Origin of the sequence: Nioella sp. (genome assembly GCF_964229645.1) — a bacterium.
GTDB lineage: Bacteria > Pseudomonadota > Alphaproteobacteria > Rhodobacterales > Rhodobacteraceae > Nioella.
This window is the reverse complement of the sequence record NZ_CAXREX010000146.1, coordinates 12,652-32,118: the sequence shown is the minus strand read 5'-3', so window position 1 is coordinate 32,118 and position 19,467 is coordinate 12,652. Positions and strand designations below refer to the sequence as shown.

The following is a 19,467-nucleotide window of genomic DNA, read 5'->3' as shown; positions in this document are numbered from 1 at the left end:
GCCATTCCCGGACCCGACCATACGAAGAACAACGGCGGAGATGCTTGGTGCTAGTTCGGTGGTCACCACAAGCAATGACGCTAGATGAGCCTTCGAGCAATGCCAGTACCTCTGACTGAACTGAGCGGCAAATTTTACCGCACCATATCTGTGAACCAGATTGATCGGGTTCTGGCGCCTCCCACCCCGCAGAGCGCGGGCCGCTATCATCGCCATGGGCAACGCGCGTTGTACATGAGCCCAAACCTCGATTGGGCGCGCAGGGCGGTTTCCGGCTACATGCGGGAGGATATGAAGCCGAGATATGTCTTCACACTGGACGTCATCGGCGCTCGTGTCTTTGACCAGCGCAACCTGATGTCGTGTCGAGATATTGGCGTTGATCGGGACTTGTCCAACCGACCGTGGCGTCCCGCGTTGAATGAAGGGAAAGAGCCGGACTCGTGGCAGATTTCGGACCAGATCAGAGAGCTGGACGCCGACGGACTCATCGACGTGTCGCGTCATATCCCCGGTGGGTGGCACCTTGTGCTGTTCAGGTGGAACGCGTTCGGCGGACCGGTGGTGCGCGTTTCGGGCGGCCCAAAAACGGTGCACCCGAACCAAAGCGGCCCGAAATGGAGCTAGGTGTTGCCAGTAGAAGAAAGGTGCGCTTGTCCTTCATAGCTGACACTCGCAGCCTTACGCCGTTTGAAACATCGGGCTGAAGATCCAGCCACATCACATCCCTTGCCGCTCACTCGACCCAACCGCCCAAGCGCACCGCCGTCGCCCCCGGGGTCAGGCGGCGGCTTGGCATGATCAGCACACAGCCATCATGCGGCGCGCGGATTTCCTTGTTTCCGTCCATGCCGATCAGATCCCCTTTGGAGAGCGTCTCCAGACCCGTGAAGGGCTGTGCGAATTCGAAGCTGTCGGTCTCAACCGTGACCGGCATCTCGACCTTCACCACGCGCTGCTCTGCGGGTAAGGGCAAGAGATTGGGTTCTGCGGTCTCGGGCGTGATCATCCCGTGCAGTAGCAGCCAGCGATATACGCTGTCGATCGCGACCGGCCCCGCCGCCGCTTCCCAGTGTTGTCCGCACTCGATCAGCACTGCGGTTTTGGGGCTGCCGGGGTCACCGAAGCCATTATAGTCGCGTAACCGTCGCCCCGCAGCATGGCCGGTATCGGCCACGATAATCTCCGGCGTTCCGAGTTGCCTTGACATCGCCGTGCTTTTTTCCAGCGGACCGGCGACGATCATCGGTGCCGTCTTGTGCTGCATCGAATGCACGTCAAACAGGATATCCACCGTGTCGATCAGCGGGCGGATCTGGCGGGCGCGATCAAGTTCGCACGACCTGCGATCCCCGTCGAGCGTTTCCGTATCCCAGACCCTGTTCATGTCCTCGTCCAGAAACCGGCTTGCCATCGGATCGTCCTTGTCAAAGGCCTCATAGGCAGCGACATTAGAAAATCCGAGCGTCAGTGTACCCTTCATGGGCCGGATGCCAGACCGGAACAAATGATCAAGCGCGATGACCCCGCAGACCTCGTTGCCATGCACAAGCGCGTTGATCAGAACATGGGGGCCTGCCACGCCGCTGTCGAAGCTGGTGTAGTAATCCACGCCTGTGCTGCCGACCCGGTAGGGTGAGATATCGGGGAAGGGCAGCTCGATCGGATATTTGCCAGGGTCGGTCGCGCTCATGAGGCGGGCCTTGGCACGATCGGAGGTTCGACCCCTTCGGGAAGCGGGCAAACATAGGGCGTCTTCTTCAGATGTGCTGCGTGCAGGTCCTTTGCCCTTGCAAGCAGGGCAGGATCCTCGATCACCCGTTTGGCCGTGGCAGCCATCACCTTGGCGGCATAGACCATACCCTTGTGCGCGGCCGGAGCCTTGCCCTGCGCAACCGTTTGCCAGGTGTGAAACGGCGTTCCAACCGCGCAGGTTGCTACGCGGGCCTGAACCGTGGGAACGGTCCAGCTGACATCCCCGACATCTGTCGATCCCTCGCCACCTTCACCTTTGAGGTCCAGCGGCGCCACGAAATCGCAAAGAGCAAGGCTCTCCTCCGGTGGTGGCATGCCGACGCGCCGGAAAGACACCGCGATATCGTCTGCCGTCAGGCTCTTTTGGATCTCGCGGGCAAAAGCCGCGTCCGCCTCGTCAAAGGCGACAGGGCCGAGACTCTCCATCTCCACCTGCATGGCCTCCTCCAGAGGCCGGTTGCCGATCAGGTTCGATACCCCAGTGAAGACGCGGGATTCGACGCGAGTCTCGGTCATTAGGGCGGCGCCTTCGGCGATCTTCTTCACCCGCTCGATCAGCGAGCGAAGCCCGGGCAGGTCCGAGGCGCGGACCAGTTGCCGAACGGTTGCCCGGTGCTGCACCACGTTTGGGGCAACCCCACCTGCGTCGAGATAGGCGTAGTGGACGCGCGCGTCATCGGGCATGTGTTCGCGCATGTAATTGATGCCGACATTCATCAGTTCCACGGCGTCCAGCGCGCTGCGGCCCAGTTCGGGTGCGCCTGCGGCATGTGCTGCCTTTCCGTGGAACGTGAAGTCGATCCGAGTATTGGCCAGCGAGTTTGCCCTGTTTACGGCCGTAAACGTGGCAGGGTGCCAGGAGATCGCCACATCGACATCGTCGAACAACCCTTCACGCACCATGAAGGCCTTGGCCGCACCGCCCTCTTCCGCCGGGCATCCATAATAACGAACCCGTGCCTTGATGCCGTTATCCTCGATCCAGTCCTTGACGGCAGTCGCGGCAAGCAGGGCGGCAGCGCCCAACAGGTTATGTCCACAGCCATGGCCGTTTCCGCCGGCTTCCTGAGGGCGTGGTTCTGCAACACCGGGCTCCTGGCTGAGATAAGGCAGCGCATCGAACTCGCCGAGTATCGCAATGACCGGTCCTTCTTCACCGGCCTCGCCCACAACAGCCGTCGGAATACCAGCAGCGTTTTCGGTTATTCGAAAGCCCTTTTGCTCAAGCATCGCCTTGTGTTCAGCGACGGACCGGTACTCATTATAAAGAGTTTCCGGCATGTCAAAGACGCGATCCGACAGCGCGATCAGATCCTCCTTGTGCTGATCTACATTCTCCCAGATAACGTTTGAATTCTGCATCGCTGCTCTCCCACCCACCGATCCGATGAATGAGGCTCCCATGGTCGATGGCGGTTGGCAAGTATCCAGTTTTGCTCAACTTTACTTCTTCTACTGAGAACCTAGGTGTTTGATCCCGGGGTTCGATGGCTTGATCCTTTCGTTAAACTGTAAAAAAAAGGCACCATAGGTCACGTTCGTCATGGCTGCGCAACGACCACGCACGCCTTCAGAAGTGCGATGAAGTGATCGCTGACTTCTCTCGCACAGATGAGCCGGGATCTCGGCGTCAATCCCTAGACAGTTACGAAGTGGTGCAAGTGCGCGACGATCGAGGATATGGAGACCAACCCGGAGGAACCCTGCTCGATAGATCTGTCGCCATCGCCAGCACCCCGGATTTGCAGTCGCCGCGAAGGTCTGGTTTGACGGACAGAAGGCCCTGATCGACGCAGCGGTTTCGCTTAGCGTAGATCGGTCTCGCGCTAAGACTGCATTCGGACTATTCGCGCAGTACGAGGCTTGGAAGAGGTCGGTCTGAAGTGGTCCCGGAAAACTGGACAGTTGGCTAAGGTGTATCCCAAACCTTTGAAGGGATACGAGAATGGCGAAGCGCCGGAACTTTACAGATCAGTTTAAGGCCAAGGTCGCGTTGGAAGCTCTGCGCGGTGACAAGACCGTGCAGGAGATTGCAGCGAAGCATCAGTTGCACCCGAACCAGGTCAGCACATGGAAGCGGCAGGCTATCGACGGGATGGCCGATGTTTTCTCGGGCGGAAAGCAGAGCGGTCCGACCGAGGCCGAGGTAAAAGAGCTGCATGCCAAGATCGGGAGGCTGGCGGTGGAGAACGATTTTTTGTCGGAAGGGCTGAAGCGATGAGCCCCGAGAAGAAACGCGCGATGATCAAACGTGATCACCCCGAGCTGAGCATCAGCCAGCAATGCAAGCTGGTACGGCTCAGCCGGTCGGCTTTCTACTACACGCCGGTTGGCATCGCCGCGGACACGTTGGCGCTGATGAAAGAGATCGACCGGGTGTTCATCAAATACCCGTTCTTCGGCAGCCGTCAGATCGCTGCTTATGCACGGTGGGTCGCAGGCGGTGTTGATGCGTTGGTTGACCGATCTCCCCGACCGAGGTCGGTGTGGAACACCTCTGCAATGCCGGACGGACGTGTCCCGGCCTTGGCGATCCGTCCCGGCAAGGCTTCCGTTACAACTCGATGCCATGCCCGGTCCGACTTCCGGTCGATCTGCGTGCGCCTCCAACGCCAGCGGAGCCAATCTGCCACGGCAGGCGGCAAGGCCTCCACATCCAAACCCCTGGCCGTCATGTCGGCCCTCAGGGCGCCCTCTGCCGGTCCCAGATCGATTGTTCGTCCAGGCAGCCAAGGGTTTTTCTTCCAGTCCCAGCCCAGCCGGTTTGCTGCCCTGCGCGCCTCTGCCCTCTCCCAGTCCTCCGCGCTGATCTTGCCCGACAAGAAAGCTTTGCGCTGCGCCTCGCGGTGAAGGCGCGCTGCGTGCGGCCCTGCGTGGCCCAGGCAGCGCCCCTTGCCCTCTGGAATGGGGAGTTGCTGGCAGAGCGTTCCGGTGCGCGTGCGCGCGCCGCATATGGGCGCCCCAGGGCTTCCGCGAGCGGCAATCAGGCGCCCAACCTGAAAGGCTTCGTCGCGCCCCTCAATCCCATATCGCCGCCTGCTCCCCAGCATCCTTAACACCTCGCTCGCACCCCACATGGCTTAATGTTATATTATCACAATTAGTCGTGGGCAGGCAGTATCCAAAGCTGATTAGTCAGGAAACCTTTGCGAGAACTCACGTTGGTCACGACCGTCAAGGTAATTTGATTTCGTGGAGGCTGGCCAAGAGCCAAGCACATATGTTCACACTGTTCGCGCTCGGCGACTTGTTCCTGGTCTGACGAAAGCTGATGACATGAAAACGAGGCAGTCCGAAAGCGCCATGACCGCTGTTCAGGCAGGCAAAACAGGGCAGAAGCTACTGAAAACGGGACGTCAATGGCCTGCGATTGCAATCACTGCGCAAAAAAACGTCGTCGCAGCGAGCGTTGATCAGTCGTTCCTCAACAGGACAGTTCAACATCCTTGAGTGTAGAAAGGTGGGCACCTGCTAGCCATCCTCTTGCACCAACAAGGTCGCTCTGTCGCCAGCAAACCAGGTTCTGCCGTATTCGACCGGGGCCTTGTTGGAGTCCACGTTGATGCTGACGGCCCTCATGATAGGCGCGCCTGGTTGGATCTGCAGGTGATTGGCCTGAGTTGTCGTGGCAAGCTTCGCGGTGATCCGAGTGGAGGCGCGGGTGTAATCATTCAGTCCATGTGCCTTGAAGGCTGCCGTGACGGAGGGGTTCTTTCGAAGCTCGTCCAGTATTCGCGGAAAGCGGGTCAGGCAAAAGACCGATCTGAACAGGGCGATGGGCTGTCCATCCGAAAAGGACAGGCCCTCATAGACGGCCACCATCGCATCGGATCTCAGGCCAAGGGCGGAGGCTTCTCTCTGGTCGGCGGGACGCTCAGCGAGATGCAGGACCGTCTTTCCAGGCATGTGCCCGGAAGCTGACAGGTTCTGGTGAAAGCGCACTCGTTTTCCAAGCGGGTAATCCGTTGGTCGATGCGCCACGAACACGCCTGAGCCTCGCCTTGAGTGGACGGTTCCAGAAGTCGAAAGCGCTGATAGTGCGCGCCGCACTGTGTGGCGGTTCACGCCGAAGCGTGTCGACAATTGTGCCTCGGTGGGCAGCCGATCACCGGGCAGGTAATGGCCTGCCGCGATCTCATCGGTCAGTCGATCTCGTATCGCAGTCCAAAGCGGAGCTCTGCCCATAGTGTCACCAAAAATTCATGTTGTGTCGCTTGCCCGTGCGTAGTGCAGGCGGTATTGATTTGTATAGTTGTATAAATAAATGGACAACTTCGCAAGATGTCTGATCACGCCGAGATCGCGGAACGAAAGGCCAGGCTTTCAACCCTGGCCAAAGCACCGCACGACCGTTTGCTGAGTCTCTGGGAGTCTCATGGAGTAGTGCCGGAGCATTTTGTGCTGCGCGCGCCGGAAATTGGAACCGTCATGGTGCGGGGCCGGGCGGGTGCCGTGGGCGCTCCATTCAACCTTGGTGAAATCACCGTCACGCGCTGTTCGGTCAGGGTCGCGTCAGGGGCGGTTGGGCATGGCTACGTTCAGGGGCGCAGCTTCGAAGCAGCGCGCACGGCCGCCTTGATCGACGCAATGGCGCAGGATGGACAGGCCCAAGCGCTCGACGCGCAGATTTTGGCCCCGCTACGGGCAGAGGCCGCAGAAGCCACGGCGAAACGCGCGGCACGGGCCGCTGCGACGAAAGTCGAGTTCTTCACAATGGTTCGGGGAGAGTAGCAATGGCAATGGACGCAACCGCTGTGGAAGGTGGATTTGTCGATGCGCCGCGCGAAGCAGCCCATGCATTCCGGTCTGCCCTTCAGGCAATGGCCCGTCCGGGCCGTATCGAGACCGTAAGTGGGGGACTTCCGCCGGCACCGGCTTCGGTTGCGGCAGGTGTGCTGCTGCTAACCCTGTGTGATCCCGAGACGGGAATCTACCTTGCCGGCGATCATGACACGTCCGCTCTGCGCGAGTGGATTACCTTTCATTGCGGTTCGCCATTGGTTGGACCGAGCCATGCCGATTTCGCACTGGGAAGTTGGGAGGCGCTCAGCCCGGTGGGGCGTTATCGCATCGGATCGTCGGAATACCCTGACCGCTCTGCGACCCTGATTGTCGAGATGGATGCCCTTGAGCCGTCCGGGGCAATCCTTTCGGGCCCAGGGATTGCCCGCGAAGCGGCGCTGAGCCTTCCGGAGTTGCAGGCCTTCCAGGCAAACCGTGCACGATTCCCCCTGGGGTTCGATTGCTATTTCACCTGCGGCGACCGCCTTGCAGCCTTGCCGCGCAGCACAAATGTGACGGAGGCTCTCTGATGTATGTGGCCGTAAAAGGTGGTGAACGGGCGATTGACAATGCCCATGCCTGGCTGGCCGAAGAGCGCCGGGGCGATACCGATGTGGCGGAGTTGGGACTTGACCAGATCCGCGAGCAGCTGGCCCTTGCCGTCAACCGGGTGATGGCTGAAGGCTCGCTCTACGATCCCGACCTCGCGGCGCTTGCGATCAAGCAGGCGCGGGGCGACCTGATCGAGGCCGTGTTCCTGATCCGGGCCTATCGAACCACTTTGCCGCGCTTTGGCGCGTCTCATCCCGTCGATACCGCCAGCATGTCCTGCGACCGTCGCATCTCGGCGACGTTCAAGGACCTTCCCGGCGGGCAGGTGCTTGGCCCAACCTTCGACTACACACACCGTTTGCTGGATTTCGCGCTGGCAGCCGAGGGCGCGGAAGTGCCCTGCCCGGAGTTGGGCACACCAACCCAGGGCGACATGCCCCATGTGACTGGGTTCCTGGCGAAAGAAGACCTGATTCAGCGCGAGGCGGAGGGGGCAGAGACCCCACGTGATCTGACCCGCGAACCGCTCGATTTTCCCGCGGATCGACCCCTGCGTTTGCAGGCCCTGACGCGGGGCGACGAGGGCTTCGTTCTGTCCATGGCCTATTCCACCCAACGGGGATACGGGCGCAATCATCCTTTCGTGGGGGAATTGCGTGTTGGTAATGTCCAGGTCGAGATGGACATTCCCGAGCTCGGGTTCGCCATCGAGATCGGTGAGGTGAAGGTGACTGAATGCGAAACGGTCAACCAGTTCCTTGGCAGTAAATCCGAACCGCCGCAATTCACCCGAGGCTATGGTCTCGTCTTCGGCCATACCGAGCGCAAGGCGATTTCAATGGCGCTGGTGGATCGCGCCTTGCGTTGGGAGGAACTGGGCGAGGACGACATGGGCGCCCCCGCGCAGGACGCCGAATTCGTGCTCTACCATTCCGACAACGTGCAGGCGACGGGCTTCCTCGAGCATATCAAGCTACCCCATTACGTCGACTTCCAGTCGGAGCTGGAACTGATCCGCAAGATCCGGGCAGAAGCCATGGCTGCCCGCACGCAGGAGGCGGCAGAATGACCGATCAAGCTTATAACTTCGCCTATCTCGACGAGCAGACCAAGCGGATGATCCGCCGTGCGATCCTCAAGGGTGTGGCCATTCCGGGCTATCAGGTCCCTTTCGCCAGTCGCGAAATGCCCATGCCTTATGGCTGGGGCACGGGCGGGGTGCAGGTCAGCGCCGCATGCCTGACGCCCGAAGACAGGTTCAAGGTTATCGACCAGGGGGCCGATGACACGACGAACGCCGTGTCGATCCGCAAGTTCTTCGAACGCACGGCCGGTGTCGCGGTGACCGAAAAGACGACTGAGGCGACTGTCATCCAGACCCGCCACCGCATCCCCGAGGTTCCCCTGACAGAGGACCAGATCCTTGTCTACCAGGTGCCCATCCCCGAGCCACTGAGGTTCCTGGAACCGCGCGAGACCGAAACCCGCAAGATGCATGCGCTGGAAGAATACGGGCTCATGCATGTCAAGCTCTACGAGGATATTGCCAGACATGGCGAGATCGCGACCGCCTATGCCTACCCGGTCAAGGTCGAGGATCGCTACGTGATGGACCCTTCGCCGATTCCGAAGTTCGACAACCCCAAGCTGGAAAGCGCCGCCTTGCAGCTATTCGGAGCCGGGCGAGAGCAACGCATCTACGCGCTTCCGCCTTACACCAAGGCCGTCAGCCTGGACTTCGAGGATTACCCGTTCGAACCCATGCGCGCGGATCAGACCTGTGCGCTTTGTGGCTCAACGGAAAGCTATCTTGATGAGGTCATCACCGATGACGAGGGCGGACGGATCTTCGTCTGTTCCGACACTGATTATTGCGCCGATCGGCGAGAAGAAGGAGAGGCCGCATGACACCGCTTCTGGAGGTGCGCAACCTCTCCAAGTTCTACGGTGGTCGCATTGGCTGCGCAGACGTTTCGTTCAATCTCTACCCAGGTGAAGTTCTGGGTATCGTCGGGGAATCCGGGTCTGGCAAATCGACGCTGCTCAATTGCCTTGCGGGTCACCAGCCGCCCGATGCCGGCGAGGTAATCTTCGATACAAGGGTCAACGGTCCCCGGGACACCGTGACCATGAGCGAACCCGAGCGACGTATGCTGGGGCGCACGGATTGGGCCTTCGTGCATCAGAACCCGCGCGACGGGCTGCGGATGCGGATCAGCGCCGGTGGGAATGTCGGCGAACGGCTGATGGCCGTTGGTGCGCGCCATTACGGAGACATCCGTGAAGCCGCCGGGGATTGGCTCGCTCGGGTCGAAATCGACACCGCCCGGATGGATGATCGGCCCTCTGCCTTCTCGGGAGGCATGCAGCAGCGCCTGCAAATCGCCCGCAACCTGGTGACCGGTCCCCGACTGGTCTTCATGGACGAGCCCACCGGCGGGCTTGATGTCAGCGTGCAGGCCCGCCTCCTCGACCTGCTGCGCGGGCTTGTCCGGCGGCTTGGACTGTCAGCCATCATCGTCACCCATGATCTCGCCGTGGTGCGTCTTCTGGCCGACCGACTGATGGTCATGAAAGGGGGGCATGTCGTGGAAACGGGTCTGACCGACCAGGTGCTCGACGATCCGCAACACGCCTACACGCAGCTGCTCGTCAGTTCCGTCCTGCAAGTTTGAGGTAGCTCCAATGATCGAGGTTCAAAACCTTGCCAAGTCCTTCACCTTGCACAATCAGGGAAGTGCCACCATCCCGGTGCTGGCCGGGGCGTCGTTTTCCGTGGCACCGGGGGAATGTGTTGCCCTGATCGGCGAAAGCGGCGCGGGCAAGTCCACTGTCATGCGAATTCTTTACGGCAATTACCTGGCCCAGGGCGGACAGGTAAAGATTGGCGGCGTCGATCTGATCGGCGCGGAGCCGCGAGAGGTTCTCCAACTGCGCAGAGAGACACTGGGCTATGTCAGCCAGTTCTTGAGGGTCGTCCCGCGGGTTCCGACTCTGGAAGTGGTCGCAGAGCCGCTCTTGGCGCTTGGAGTCGATGAAATGACGGCGTTTTCCCGGGCTCGTGAACTATTGACCCGTCTGCGGATTCCAGATCGCTTGTGGGGGCTTTCGCCGACCACATTCTCGGGCGGCGAGCAGCAGCGCGTGAACATTGCGCGAGGCTTTGCCCATGGATACCCCGCATTGCTGCTCGATGAACCGACGGCGAGCCTGGATGCCACGAACCGAGAAACGGTGCTGCAACTGATCGAAGAGGCCAAGGCAGGTGGCGCGGCCATCGTGGGCATCTTCCACGATGTCGAAGCCCGGTCTCGCGTGGCTGATCGAGAGATTGATGTCAGCCGCTTTTCCCCGGTTGCCGCATGAGACAGGGACGGTTCATCGCGGTAGTGGGCCCTTCGGGCGTCGGCAAGGACAGCCTGATGGAGGCCCTGATCGCGGCAGAGCCCGATTTCCACCGCGTCAAACGAGTGATTACGCGACCGTCCGAATCTGGCGGTGAGGTTTTCGAAGGCGTTACGCGAGAGGTGTTCGCGGTCCGGCGTGATGCCGGGGAGTTCGCTCTTTGGTGGACCGCCCACGGATTGCTTTATGGTATTCCGGCAACTGTCCATCGCACCCTGGCCCTCGGGGTCGATGTGCTGGCGAACCTCTCGCGCGCGCAGCTGGACTCTGCCGCCCGGATCTTTCCATCCATGCATGTTCTGCATGTGACTGCCACGCCTGAGGTGCTCGCCCGGAGATTGGCCTCGCGGGGGCGCGAAACACCCGACCAGATCCGGACCCGGCTCGCGCGAGAGGTCGCGCTGCCCGCTGGACTGCGCGTGACCGAGATCGACAATAGCGGGCCGCTTTCGACCAGTGTCGAGGAAGCTTTGTGCGCCCTCTACCCGGAAAGGGTGTAGCGGTGGAGCATGTGGAACATGCCCGTTTCGTCCTCGCCCACCAGGCACAGGCTGTCGATGCGAAACGGGTTTGGCAAAAGCGGGGTGAAATACGGGCGCAGCGTTTCGGCCACGGTCCCGGCCTCCGACCCGAGCTTTCCGGTCAGGGTCAGATGAAAGCGGAACTCGTCCATCACGTATGGATAGCCCCACTTGTCCAGCAGCGCCTCCTGTCGTTCGGTCAGACCGGCTTTTCTTCGGCGGGTAAGCTCGGCCTGGTCGGGTTGGCCGCGAAAGATGTCGATCCCCTTGACCGCCTCGGCAGCGAGATGGGACAGCGCGTCCGACGCTTCGACCGGCACGATCGCGACGAACCCACCCAGTCTGCGCAGCTGGAGTGCCGGAATTTCAACCGGTGCGAGGGTCGTGCACAACGCGGCGACGGCATCACGCAAAGCGCGTTCCGTCATTCCGTCAGCCAGCCGAAACGGCGGCTTGATGGTGCCGTGAAACCCGTATTTGCGCGGCGTCGCCGTGATCTCGGAGACCGGGCGCGGCAGCCCGTCGATATCGGGATGGACCACCCGGCTGCCCTGCACGCTGTCCCATCCAAGCCAAGCCGCGCCAGACCGGTAGAAGGCACCCTCAGGCACGACGTAGAGCCCATAGCGGCGATAAGCGGTCATGTTACTTACCTTTCCAACCTCGAAGAGGTCATTTTCAGATGATTGACGAAACGATCCTTGCCAATGCCCGGCTGATCCTTCCTGAAGGAGAGGTCACGGGTTGCCTGCGGATCAAACGGGGCGAGATTGACGATATCGCCGAGGGAAGCTCTGTCCCCGCTGGCGCGATCGACTGTTGCGGAGACTATGTCGCCCCGGGGCTGATCGAACTGCATACCGACAACCTCGAGCGCCATATCCGACCGCGACCGAGTGCCGATTGGCCTCATGCGGCTGCCATCGTCGCCCATGACGCGGAGCTCGCCGCGACCGGGATCACGACGGTATTCGACGCTATCCGCGTGGGGTCGATCGAGGGCAAGGGCGGGGTTGGGTGGCGCCGTTACGCGCGTGGACTGGCCGACGAGGTGTTGGCGATGCGCGCATCGGGAGCATTGAAGATCAGCCATCACCTGCATCTCAGGGCCGAAATCTGTTCCGACACCCTCATCGAAGAGCTGGAGGGCTTCGGCGCCGAAGATCGCGTGGGTATTCTCAGCCTGATGGATCACACGCCCGGACAACGCCAGTTTGCCGACCTGAGCCAGTATGAAACCTACATGCGCGGCAAGCACGGGCTGTCGGCGGAGGTCTTCGAGGAGCATGTTGCAACCCGTGTAGCCCTGGGCGCGCGTGTTCGTGAGGCGCATGAAGCGGCCGCGGTGAACGCGGCACAGCGATTTGGAGCCGCGCTGGCCAGCCATGATGATACGACGGTCGAGCATGTCACGCGTTCTGCCGGGTTTGGCGTTGCGTTGGCCGAGTTCCCGACCACTGTCGAAGCGGCAATGGCCTGCCGGGCCGAAGGCATCGCGGTCATGATGGGGGCACCGAACCTCGTGCGGGGAGGATCGCATTCGGGAAATGTCGCTGCCGGAGACCTCGCCGAAATGGGGCTGCTCGACATCCTGTCCTCGGATTACGTCCCCTCTGCCTTGCTCTATGCCGCGGTGAAGCTTGGTGTCCTGTGGGCGTCGATGCCCGACGCGATTGCCACGGTCACGCGTAGTCCTGCGAGGGCAGCAGGCCTGCTTGACAGGGGCAGCCTCGCGCCGGGGTTGCGAGCTGACGTGATCCGTTTCGGTCTGGCTGGTGACGTGCCTTTGCTGCGTGGAGTGTGGTCTCATGGGGTCAGAGTGGCCTGAGTTATCCGGCCAGGCCTTCTCGAGCAAAGAATGCCATCGCGGCCGGGATATCTGCCGCGTGGCGCAACTCCAGCACCAGGTGCGGTTGCACCGGCAAGGCCGCGATCGCCGCGCAGACCGCGTGCCAGTTGATGCTTCCGCGTCCCGGGGCCCAATGACGATCCGCATATCCATCGGCATCCTGGATATGGACATGCGCCAGATCGGCCCCGGCAGCGGTCACGAAGTAATCCACCGGTGGCGCCCCGGTCGCACCATGGGCGTAGTGGGCGTGTCCGGTGTCGATGGAGAGCTTCACGTTTTCACTGCTGAAGCTTTGCGCAAGGAGAAGCCGGTCACGCGGGTCGATATCCTCGATGTTTTCCAGGACCAAGGTGACGCCTAGGTCCTCTGCCTTGCGGACGACGGAGGCCATGACCTCGTGCACGGCTGCAATCTTGAGCTCCCGTGCCGATTTCCCTGGCGCCGTGGCAGCGTCATTGCCGAGATTGTGGTAGTCCCAGGTGGAGTAGGGCGAATGGATCACCATCTGGACCGCGCGCATTTCCGCACAGATGTCCAGGGCAGTTAGGAAGCGGCGCGTGATGATCGGGGCGATTTCGGGATCGTTGTTGTCGATCGGGACGCCGATGAAGGGTCCGTGAAGGCCCAATCGGCCCTCGTAGCCGTCAAGCTCAGCCCGGATCGCCTGAACATGGGACCGCCAGTCCCCCAGGAGAAGGTCGGTTCGAATGAAATCCTGTATCTCCAGGTCGCGCTGACCAGCGATCAGCCAGTCGCGGTAGAGGGGAAGGTCTGCAAGAGTAAGGGCGGCGCCGATCCTGAGCATGGGTTCGGGGTCCCCTTAGAAAACCTGTTTGCCGGCACGCCAGACGGCACTGACAACCGGTTGACGCCGAACCAGCCGAACGGCGACGACATCTGCCCGCAAACCTTCTTCGATCCGACCCCGATCAGTCAGGCCCGTGGCGCGCGCGGGGCGATCGCTGACCATGGCGATACTGTCCTGAAGCCGGTAGGGCAGGCTGTTGTCGGCAGCGATCGCAAAGGCGGCCTCCAAAGGGCTGCGCGGGATGTAGTCAGACGCCAGGATGTCGACGAGCCCCTCTTCCAGAAGCGCCCTTACCGCAACATTTCCGGATTGAGAGCCGCCGCGCAGGAAATTCGGAGCGCCCGCGACTATGGCCTGTCCATGGGTGCGAGACCGTCGCGCCGCGTCAAGGGTGGTCGGGAATTCCGATATTGCGACACCCTCGGACCTGGCCTGGTCGGCATGGGCCTCGGTGCGGTCATCGTGGCTCATCAGTGGGACGCGCTTGGCATGCGCCGCAGCGACCACATGCGCGCGCACCTCGGCGCCGACACGGGCCGAGCGATCAAACAGCTCCTGCATCCGTTCCCGCCCCTCGGTCTCGTCGATCTCCATCTCGTGGATCATGTGGTTGAACCACTTGTCGATATCGACGCTCTGGCGGTCTCCGGGCGTGTGATCCATGACCGAAACAAGCCGGGTCAATGGGTGTGAGATGGTGGCATCGACAAGCCCGATCGTCGCCGGATCAGAGATTTCGCAACGCAAGTGCAGCAGGTGATCGGCACGGAACATGCCGTTTTCAACGCCGTGTTCGAGCGATGCGACGAGCGGTTCGAGAATTTCCCGTCGTTCCGGCCTCTTCATGGATGCACCGACCGAAAGACTGTCGAAAACGGTGGTGGTGCCGCCAGCGATTACGACGGCATCATGGGCCATCAGCGCAGGCAGAAACGGCCACTGGACCGTATTGCGTGGGTAGATATGGGCCTCGACATGGTCAGTGTGAAGGTCGACAACGCCCGGAACGAGGTAGTGGCCTGTCAGGTCCAGCCCTTCACCGCGGGACGAGGCCAGACCAGCTATACAGCCGTTCTCCAGGCGGAGCGCTGCCTCGATCGGGCCCTCTGGCGTGATGATCGTGGCGCCGGACAGGGTCGTAGGTCCGGGCTGGAATGAATCGAACATGTCAGCACTCCTGCTCTGGGATCAGGTCCCAAAACACCCTGCCGCGTAACGGTTTCATGTCATCTCGATGAAGTTTGAATGATCCGGGCCCAATAGGCCTTCCCTGAGAGGGACTGGGCCGATTAGCTGCCGGCATGTTTCTTCGATAGCGGAGCCCAGACATGAAACGCCTCAGCGAAGCGCCCACCATCCATCCCGAGGCACAGGTTGCACCGGACGTGAAACTCGGGATGTGGACAGAGGTTGGTCGTGGCACCCAGATAAGCGCCAGCGAAATGGGCGACTATTCTTACATCTGCGAGTGGGGTCACGTGATCTGGACCACGATCGGCAAGTTCACGAATATCGCTAACGGGGCCCGGATCAACCCGGGCAACCATCCAACATGGCGGGCCTGCCAGCATCACGCGCTCTATCGCGCGGCAGCCTATGGCTTCGGGGAAGACGAAGAAGAGTTCTTCGGCTGGCGCCGGGACCATTGGGTGACGATCGGCCACGACGTGTGGATCGGCCATGGCGTCACGATCACGGCAGGTGTCACGATCGGGGATGGGGCGGTTATCGGTGCTGGCGCGGTGGTCACGAAGGATGTCGCGCCTTACACGATTGTCGGTGGCGTGCCGGCGCGCGAGATTCGCCGCAGGTTTACCGAAGACCAGGCCGCGGCGCTGCAAAAGATCGCCTGGTGGGATTGGAATCATGCTCGATTCGGCGCGGCATTGGACGATTTTCGGTCGCTGTCGGTGGATGCATTTATAGACAAATATTCGGACGCTTAGCGTGGGCATGCCCGAAAATCTATTCAGGAAAACAGTTTCTACTCACCCTTGGTTTTTAAACAAATTTCAAGCGTAACAAAGGCTTCATACGGATTTCGCGAAGACTTCACATTGGACGCCTATGCGGTCGACGTGTTCGGGGACGGACCGATCGCATGAGGCGAGCGGCCCCCTGATGACGCAAATGATCTCAGGACGGGACGATTACCATGTTCAAGAAATCTCTGGCTGCCCTCATCATGGGTGCGACCGCACTTTCCTCCACCGCCGCGTTTGCCGACTGGCGTGACGAAGTTCCGGTCTTCCGCATCGGCCTGCTCGGCGGCGAAAACGAAGCCGACCGCCTGCGCGATCACGCCTGCCAGGAAGCTTACCTGGAAGAGCACCTTGGTGTTGATGTCGAACTCTACCCGGCTTCCGACTACGCTGGCGTGCTTCAGGGTCTCCTGGCCGGTCAGCTTGAATTCGCAGGCCTGGGCTCTTCGGGCTACGCCGGTCTCTACCTGCAGGACCCCGAGGCCGTGATCCCGCTCTACACTGTGATGCAGGTTGACGGGTCTCTCGGTTATTACTCGGTCATGTACACCCGTGCCGACAGCGGCATTACCTCGCTGGAGGAGATGGAAGGTCACAGCCTGGCATTCGCCGACCCCAACTCCACCTCTGGCTACCTCGTTCCCAACTACGAACTGGCCAACGAGGAAGGCCTGAACATGGACACCTACTTCTCGCAGACCGGCTTTGGTGGCGGTCACGAGCAGGCCGTGGTCGCCGTGCTTCAGGGCCAGTACGACGGTGGCGTGACCTGGACCTCGGGCGTGGGTAACTACGATGAAGGCTACAGCCAGGGGAACCTCCGCTCCATGGTGGATCGCGGCATGCTGGACATGGATGAGATCCAGATCATCTGGCAGTCGAACCTGATCACCAACGGGCCCCGCGTGATCCGCGCCGACCTTCCGCAGGAGCTGATCGACCTCGTGATGGGAGCCATGATGCAGCTTCAGGTCGTCGACCGGGATTGCTTCGACGCCATCAACGACGGCGAGTCGATGGGTTATTGGCCGATCAACCACGAGTTCTACGAGCCGATCATCAACATGCGCCGCGAGCTGATGAGCCAGCGCTGACGCCTATGCATGCCGCCGAGGAGCCGGGATCGCCGGCTCCTCGGCTTTCCTTTTTCGCGGGCCTTTGAGGTCCGACCTGATCTCGGGGCCGACAACATGCTCAAGCTCGACAAACTCACCCGCCGTTTCAAGGACACCGTTGCCGTGTCCAACGCCAATCTCGAAATCCCAGATGGACAGATGGTCGGGATCATCGGCCGCTCCGGGGCGGGCAAATCGACCCTGCTGCGCCTCCTGAACCGCCTGATTGACCCGTCCGAAGGGCAGATCCTGTTCGGCGACACTGATATCGCCCGGCTCAAGGGTCGAGAATTGCGCGAATGGCGCTCGAACTGTGCCATGATCTTTCAGCAGTTCAACCTGGTCGGGCGGCTGGACGTTCTGACCAACGTGATGACCGGCCGGCTGTTCGACATGCCGTCACTGCGCGCGATGGCGCAGGTTTTCACCGCCGAGGAACGGGCAATGGCAATCCAGGCCCTGGACCGATTGGGAATGGCGCATACCGCGCTTCAACGGGCCGAAACCCTGTCCGGCGGCCAACAACAGCGCGTCGCGATCGCCCGGGCCCTGGCGCAGACTCCGCGTATTCTGTTGGCGGATGAGCCGATTGCCTCGCTCGACCCGCTCAATGCCAAGATCGTGATGGACAGCCTGCGCGCGATTAACCGTGAAGATGGGATCACGGTGATCTGCAACCTTCACACGCTGGACACCGCGCGCCAATATTGTGACCGGATCATCGGGATGCAGAATGGGCGCATCGTCTTTGACGGGACACCGGCGCAACTGACCGTCGGCATGGCCCGGGAAATTTACGGCGCGGAAGCTGATGAGGCGTTCAACGAAGCCGCGACCTCGACCTCTTTGACGACCGGCGCCATGAGCCCGGTCCGTGAACTGGCCTGAGGATCGAGCCCATGAATACTCCCACCGACGCCGTCAGCACCTTCGAACGCCACCGAGCTGAGTTGCTGGCTTCCAAGCGCGCGATGAGCATCCTGGCGCTGACCGTCTTTGTCGGCTGCCTGGCTTTGTCCATCTGGATCAGCCGCTTCACACCAGAGCGCCTCGTTAACGGTGTGCCGCGCATCTTCGAGTACTTCCAGACCATTCTGCCAAGCCTTCAATGGGATGTGCTCTTTGAGGGCCGCAACGCGGCGGGCCGGGCGACACCGGGTTCGCTGGCCTATTGGTACGCTGATTTCTGGACGTATCTTCAACTGATCGGTGAAACCATTCTGATGGCGATCACCGCGACGCTACTTGGGACCATCGGGGCATTCATCCTAAGCTTTCCTGCGGCGCACAACTTTGCTCCGACGCGTTGGCTGCACTGGATCGCCCGCCGCTTCATGGAAGTCTGCCGTGGCATCCCCGAGATCCTGCTGGCGCTGGTCTTCGTCTTCATGATCGGAATCGGCCCCCTGGCCGGGGTCATCGCCATCGCGATCCATACGACCGGCGCTCTTGGCAAGCTCTTCGCAGAGGTAAATGAAAACGCGTCGTCCCGTCCCGTGGAAGGGATCGCGTCCGTCGGTGGCACCTGGGTCCAACAGATGCTCTATGGCGTCGTGCCGCAAGTGACACCCAACTTCACCAGCTACGCGCTGCTGCGTTTCGAAATCAACGTGCGCGCCTCCTCGATCATCGGCTTCGTAGGGGCTGGCGGTATCGGGCAGGAGCTGAACAGGGTGATCTCGTTCTACTCGGATGACCGGGTGCTGGCAGTTCTGATCCTCGTGGTTCTGACGGTGACGATCATCGACATCATCTCCGAGCGCCTGCGCCTCGGTTTCATCGGACGGGAGAATTTCGCATGACCACCGCCGTAATGTCCGCCGAGCAGGTTTCCGCCATTCGCATGGCCCACCCCGGCGCCTTCAGCACACCGTGGAAGTCCGTCAAGAAATGGGCTCCCTGGATCATCGCGCTTATATACCTCGTCTGGTCGTTGTGGTTCTTTGAAATCGCGCGCTTCCTCGATGCGTCCGAAAGGGTTTGGGACCTGCTACGCAACTTCGTTGTCTGGCACGATATGGAGACTTGGCTATACGGCAATATCTATGTCGGGATTGCCCAGACCCTTGCCATGGCGTTCCTGGGGACGTTCCTTGGCTCACTCGGGGCGCTGGTCGTAGGCTTCCTGGCTGCCCGCAACGTGATGCCCTTCTGGGTCGTTCGCCAGGTTATTCGAAGGATTCTGGATGTGATGCGCGGCGTGGATCAGCTTGTCTGGGGCCTCGTCTTCGTTCGGTCCGTCGGGCTTGGGCCTCTGGCCGGGGTGCTGGCAATCTTCGTGAGCGACCTAGGGACATTGTCAAAGCTCTACTCGGAAGCGATTGAGAACATCGATCGCAAGCAGGTCGAAGGTATCAAGTCCACCGGGGCGGGGCCTCTGGCCGTGATCCGATACGGCTACATTCCGCAGGTCCTGCCCGTCTTCATCTCGCAGTCGCTCTACTTCCTGGAGTCGAACACGAGATCGGCGACCATCCTTGGAATCGTCGGTGCCGGCGGTATCGGGATGATCATCATCGAGCGTTTCCGCGCGAGCCTATATGATCAGGTTGCCTTCGTGGTATTGAATGTGCTTGTCCTGATCTTCCTCATAGATTGGCTATCAAAGCGTGTGCGCCTGTGGGTTATCGGTGCAGAGGCGAAGGACTGACACGTCTGCACGGATCCTCTAAGGATCAGGCACCGCCATCGGCCC

The 19,467-nt window shown here is 61.1% G+C and carries 22 protein-coding genes; 16 read left to right on the top strand and 6 right to left on the bottom strand.

Annotated features, from left to right (window positions below):
- Positions 1-84: 84 nt before the first annotated feature.
- Positions 85-627: an RES family NAD+ phosphorylase gene (locus ACEQXV_RS09715; RefSeq protein ID WP_372525589.1), complete on the top strand. Its 543-nt coding sequence runs from the start codon at positions 85-87 to the stop codon at positions 625-627.
- A gap of 109 nt (positions 628-736) precedes the next feature.
- Here the strand turns inward: ACEQXV_RS09715 and ACEQXV_RS09710 are convergent, their stop codons facing one another.
- Positions 737-1,693 carry a M14 family metallopeptidase gene (locus ACEQXV_RS09710; RefSeq protein WP_370268948.1) on the bottom strand — a complete coding sequence of 319 codons (957 nt, stop codon included), beginning with the start codon at positions 1,691-1,693 and terminating at the stop codon, positions 737-739.
- Complete coding sequence (locus ACEQXV_RS09705) at positions 1,690-3,117, bottom strand: amidohydrolase (protein ID WP_372525587.1); 1,428 nt, start codon at positions 3,115-3,117, stop codon at positions 1,690-1,692. The genes ACEQXV_RS09710 and ACEQXV_RS09705 overlap by 4 nt, the downstream gene beginning before the upstream one ends.
- 583 nt (positions 3,118-3,700) lie before the next feature.
- Between ACEQXV_RS09705 and ACEQXV_RS09700 the strand changes: the two genes are divergently transcribed.
- Positions 3,701-3,976 carry a transposase gene (locus tag ACEQXV_RS09700; RefSeq protein WP_370268946.1) on the top strand — a complete coding sequence of 92 codons (276 nt, stop codon included), beginning with the start codon at positions 3,701-3,703 and terminating at the stop codon, positions 3,974-3,976.
- Positions 3,973-4,605 carry a hypothetical protein gene (locus tag ACEQXV_RS09695; protein ID WP_370268944.1) on the top strand — a complete coding sequence of 211 codons (633 nt, stop codon included), beginning with the start codon at positions 3,973-3,975 and terminating at the stop codon, positions 4,603-4,605. Before ACEQXV_RS09700 ends, ACEQXV_RS09695 begins: the two co-directional genes overlap by 4 nt.
- 621 nt (positions 4,606-5,226) lie before the next feature.
- Here ACEQXV_RS09695 and phnF read toward each other — a convergent pair.
- Positions 5,227-5,940: a phosphonate metabolism transcriptional regulator PhnF gene (phnF, locus tag ACEQXV_RS09690; protein ID WP_370255399.1), complete on the bottom strand. Its 714-nt coding sequence runs from the start codon at positions 5,938-5,940 to the stop codon at positions 5,227-5,229.
- A gap of 96 nt (positions 5,941-6,036) precedes the next feature.
- Between phnF and phnG the strand changes: the two genes are divergently transcribed.
- Genes phnG through phnN form a run of 7 tightly spaced genes read left to right on the top strand, consistent with a single transcriptional unit; the run spans position 6,037 to position 10,994 of the window.
- Positions 6,037-6,486, top strand: coding sequence for a phosphonate C-P lyase system protein PhnG (phnG, locus tag ACEQXV_RS09685; RefSeq protein WP_370255400.1), 450 nt, complete (start codon positions 6,037-6,039; stop codon positions 6,484-6,486).
- 8 nt (positions 6,487-6,494) lie between these two features.
- Positions 6,495-7,067, top strand: a complete 573-nt coding sequence (gene phnH, locus ACEQXV_RS09680) for a phosphonate C-P lyase system protein PhnH (protein WP_370255437.1) — start codon at positions 6,495-6,497, stop codon at positions 7,065-7,067.
- The gene (locus ACEQXV_RS09675; protein ID WP_370255401.1) at positions 7,067-8,158 is read left to right on the top strand and encodes a carbon-phosphorus lyase complex subunit PhnI; all 1,092 of its coding nucleotides are present in this window, start codon (positions 7,067-7,069) and stop codon (positions 8,156-8,158) included. The genes phnH and ACEQXV_RS09675 overlap by 1 nt, the downstream gene beginning before the upstream one ends.
- Positions 8,155-8,997 carry an alpha-D-ribose 1-methylphosphonate 5-phosphate C-P-lyase PhnJ gene (locus tag ACEQXV_RS09670; RefSeq protein ID WP_370255402.1) on the top strand — a complete coding sequence of 281 codons (843 nt, stop codon included), beginning with the start codon at positions 8,155-8,157 and terminating at the stop codon, positions 8,995-8,997. Before ACEQXV_RS09675 ends, ACEQXV_RS09670 begins: the two co-directional genes overlap by 4 nt.
- Positions 8,994-9,764: a phosphonate C-P lyase system protein PhnK gene (gene phnK, locus ACEQXV_RS09665; RefSeq protein WP_370268943.1), complete on the top strand. Its 771-nt coding sequence runs from the start codon at positions 8,994-8,996 to the stop codon at positions 9,762-9,764. Before ACEQXV_RS09670 ends, phnK begins: the two co-directional genes overlap by 4 nt.
- Before the next feature lie 10 nt (positions 9,765-9,774).
- A complete protein-coding gene (gene phnL, locus ACEQXV_RS09660; protein ID WP_370255405.1) occupies positions 9,775-10,455 on the top strand; it encodes a phosphonate C-P lyase system protein PhnL in 681 nt (226 codons plus the stop codon).
- The gene (gene phnN, locus ACEQXV_RS09655) at positions 10,452-10,994 is read left to right on the top strand and encodes a phosphonate metabolism protein/1,5-bisphosphokinase (PRPP-forming) PhnN (RefSeq protein WP_370255406.1); all 543 of its coding nucleotides are present in this window, start codon (positions 10,452-10,454) and stop codon (positions 10,992-10,994) included. Before phnL ends, phnN begins: the two co-directional genes overlap by 4 nt.
- Here the strand turns inward: phnN and ACEQXV_RS09650 are convergent.
- Positions 10,976-11,659, bottom strand: coding sequence for a DUF1045 domain-containing protein (locus tag ACEQXV_RS09650; RefSeq protein ID WP_370255408.1), 684 nt, complete (start codon positions 11,657-11,659; stop codon positions 10,976-10,978). The two genes, phnN and ACEQXV_RS09650, sit on opposite strands and share 19 nt — an antisense overlap.
- A 38-nt stretch (positions 11,660-11,697) precedes the next feature.
- On the opposite strand from ACEQXV_RS09650, the gene ACEQXV_RS09645 reads away from it, so the two are divergent.
- The gene (locus ACEQXV_RS09645; protein ID WP_370255409.1) at positions 11,698-12,843 is read left to right on the top strand and encodes an alpha-D-ribose 1-methylphosphonate 5-triphosphate diphosphatase; all 1,146 of its coding nucleotides are present in this window, start codon (positions 11,698-11,700) and stop codon (positions 12,841-12,843) included.
- 1 nt (position 12,844) lies between these two features.
- Here the strand turns inward: ACEQXV_RS09645 and ACEQXV_RS09640 are convergent, their stop codons facing one another.
- Positions 12,845-13,672 carry a sugar phosphate isomerase/epimerase family protein gene (locus ACEQXV_RS09640; protein WP_370268942.1) on the bottom strand — a complete coding sequence of 276 codons (828 nt, stop codon included), beginning with the start codon at positions 13,670-13,672 and terminating at the stop codon, positions 12,845-12,847.
- Positions 13,673-13,687: 15 nt separating this feature from the next.
- Positions 13,688-14,842, bottom strand: coding sequence for an alpha-D-ribose 1-methylphosphonate 5-triphosphate diphosphatase (locus ACEQXV_RS09635; protein ID WP_370255412.1), 1,155 nt, complete (start codon positions 14,840-14,842; stop codon positions 13,688-13,690).
- 161 nt (positions 14,843-15,003) lie between these two features.
- Here ACEQXV_RS09635 and ACEQXV_RS09630 point away from each other — a divergent pair, with 161 nt between their 5' ends.
- The 5 genes from ACEQXV_RS09630 (at position 15,004) to phnE (ACEQXV_RS09610) (ending at position 19,422) form a co-directional block, all read left to right on the top strand.
- The gene (locus tag ACEQXV_RS09630; RefSeq protein ID WP_370255414.1) at positions 15,004-15,621 is read left to right on the top strand and encodes a DapH/DapD/GlmU-related protein; all 618 of its coding nucleotides are present in this window, start codon (positions 15,004-15,006) and stop codon (positions 15,619-15,621) included.
- A gap of 209 nt (positions 15,622-15,830) precedes the next feature.
- Positions 15,831-16,751: a phosphonate ABC transporter substrate-binding protein gene (gene phnD, locus ACEQXV_RS09625; RefSeq protein ID WP_370255416.1), complete on the top strand. Its 921-nt coding sequence runs from the start codon at positions 15,831-15,833 to the stop codon at positions 16,749-16,751.
- Positions 16,752-16,847: 96 nt separating this feature from the next.
- Complete coding sequence (gene phnC, locus ACEQXV_RS09620) at positions 16,848-17,660, top strand: phosphonate ABC transporter ATP-binding protein (protein ID WP_370255417.1); 813 nt, start codon at positions 16,848-16,850, stop codon at positions 17,658-17,660.
- Positions 17,661-17,671: 11 nt separating this feature from the next.
- Positions 17,672-18,574 (top strand): phosphonate ABC transporter, permease protein PhnE, encoded by a 903-nt coding sequence (gene phnE, locus ACEQXV_RS09615; RefSeq protein ID WP_370255419.1) that lies wholly within the window; start codon positions 17,672-17,674, stop codon positions 18,572-18,574.
- The gene (gene phnE / locus ACEQXV_RS09610) at positions 18,571-19,422 is read left to right on the top strand and encodes a phosphonate ABC transporter, permease protein PhnE (protein WP_370268940.1); all 852 of its coding nucleotides are present in this window, start codon (positions 18,571-18,573) and stop codon (positions 19,420-19,422) included. The genes phnE (ACEQXV_RS09615) and phnE (ACEQXV_RS09610) overlap by 4 nt, the downstream gene beginning before the upstream one ends.
- Positions 19,423-19,467 lie beyond the last annotated feature (45 nt).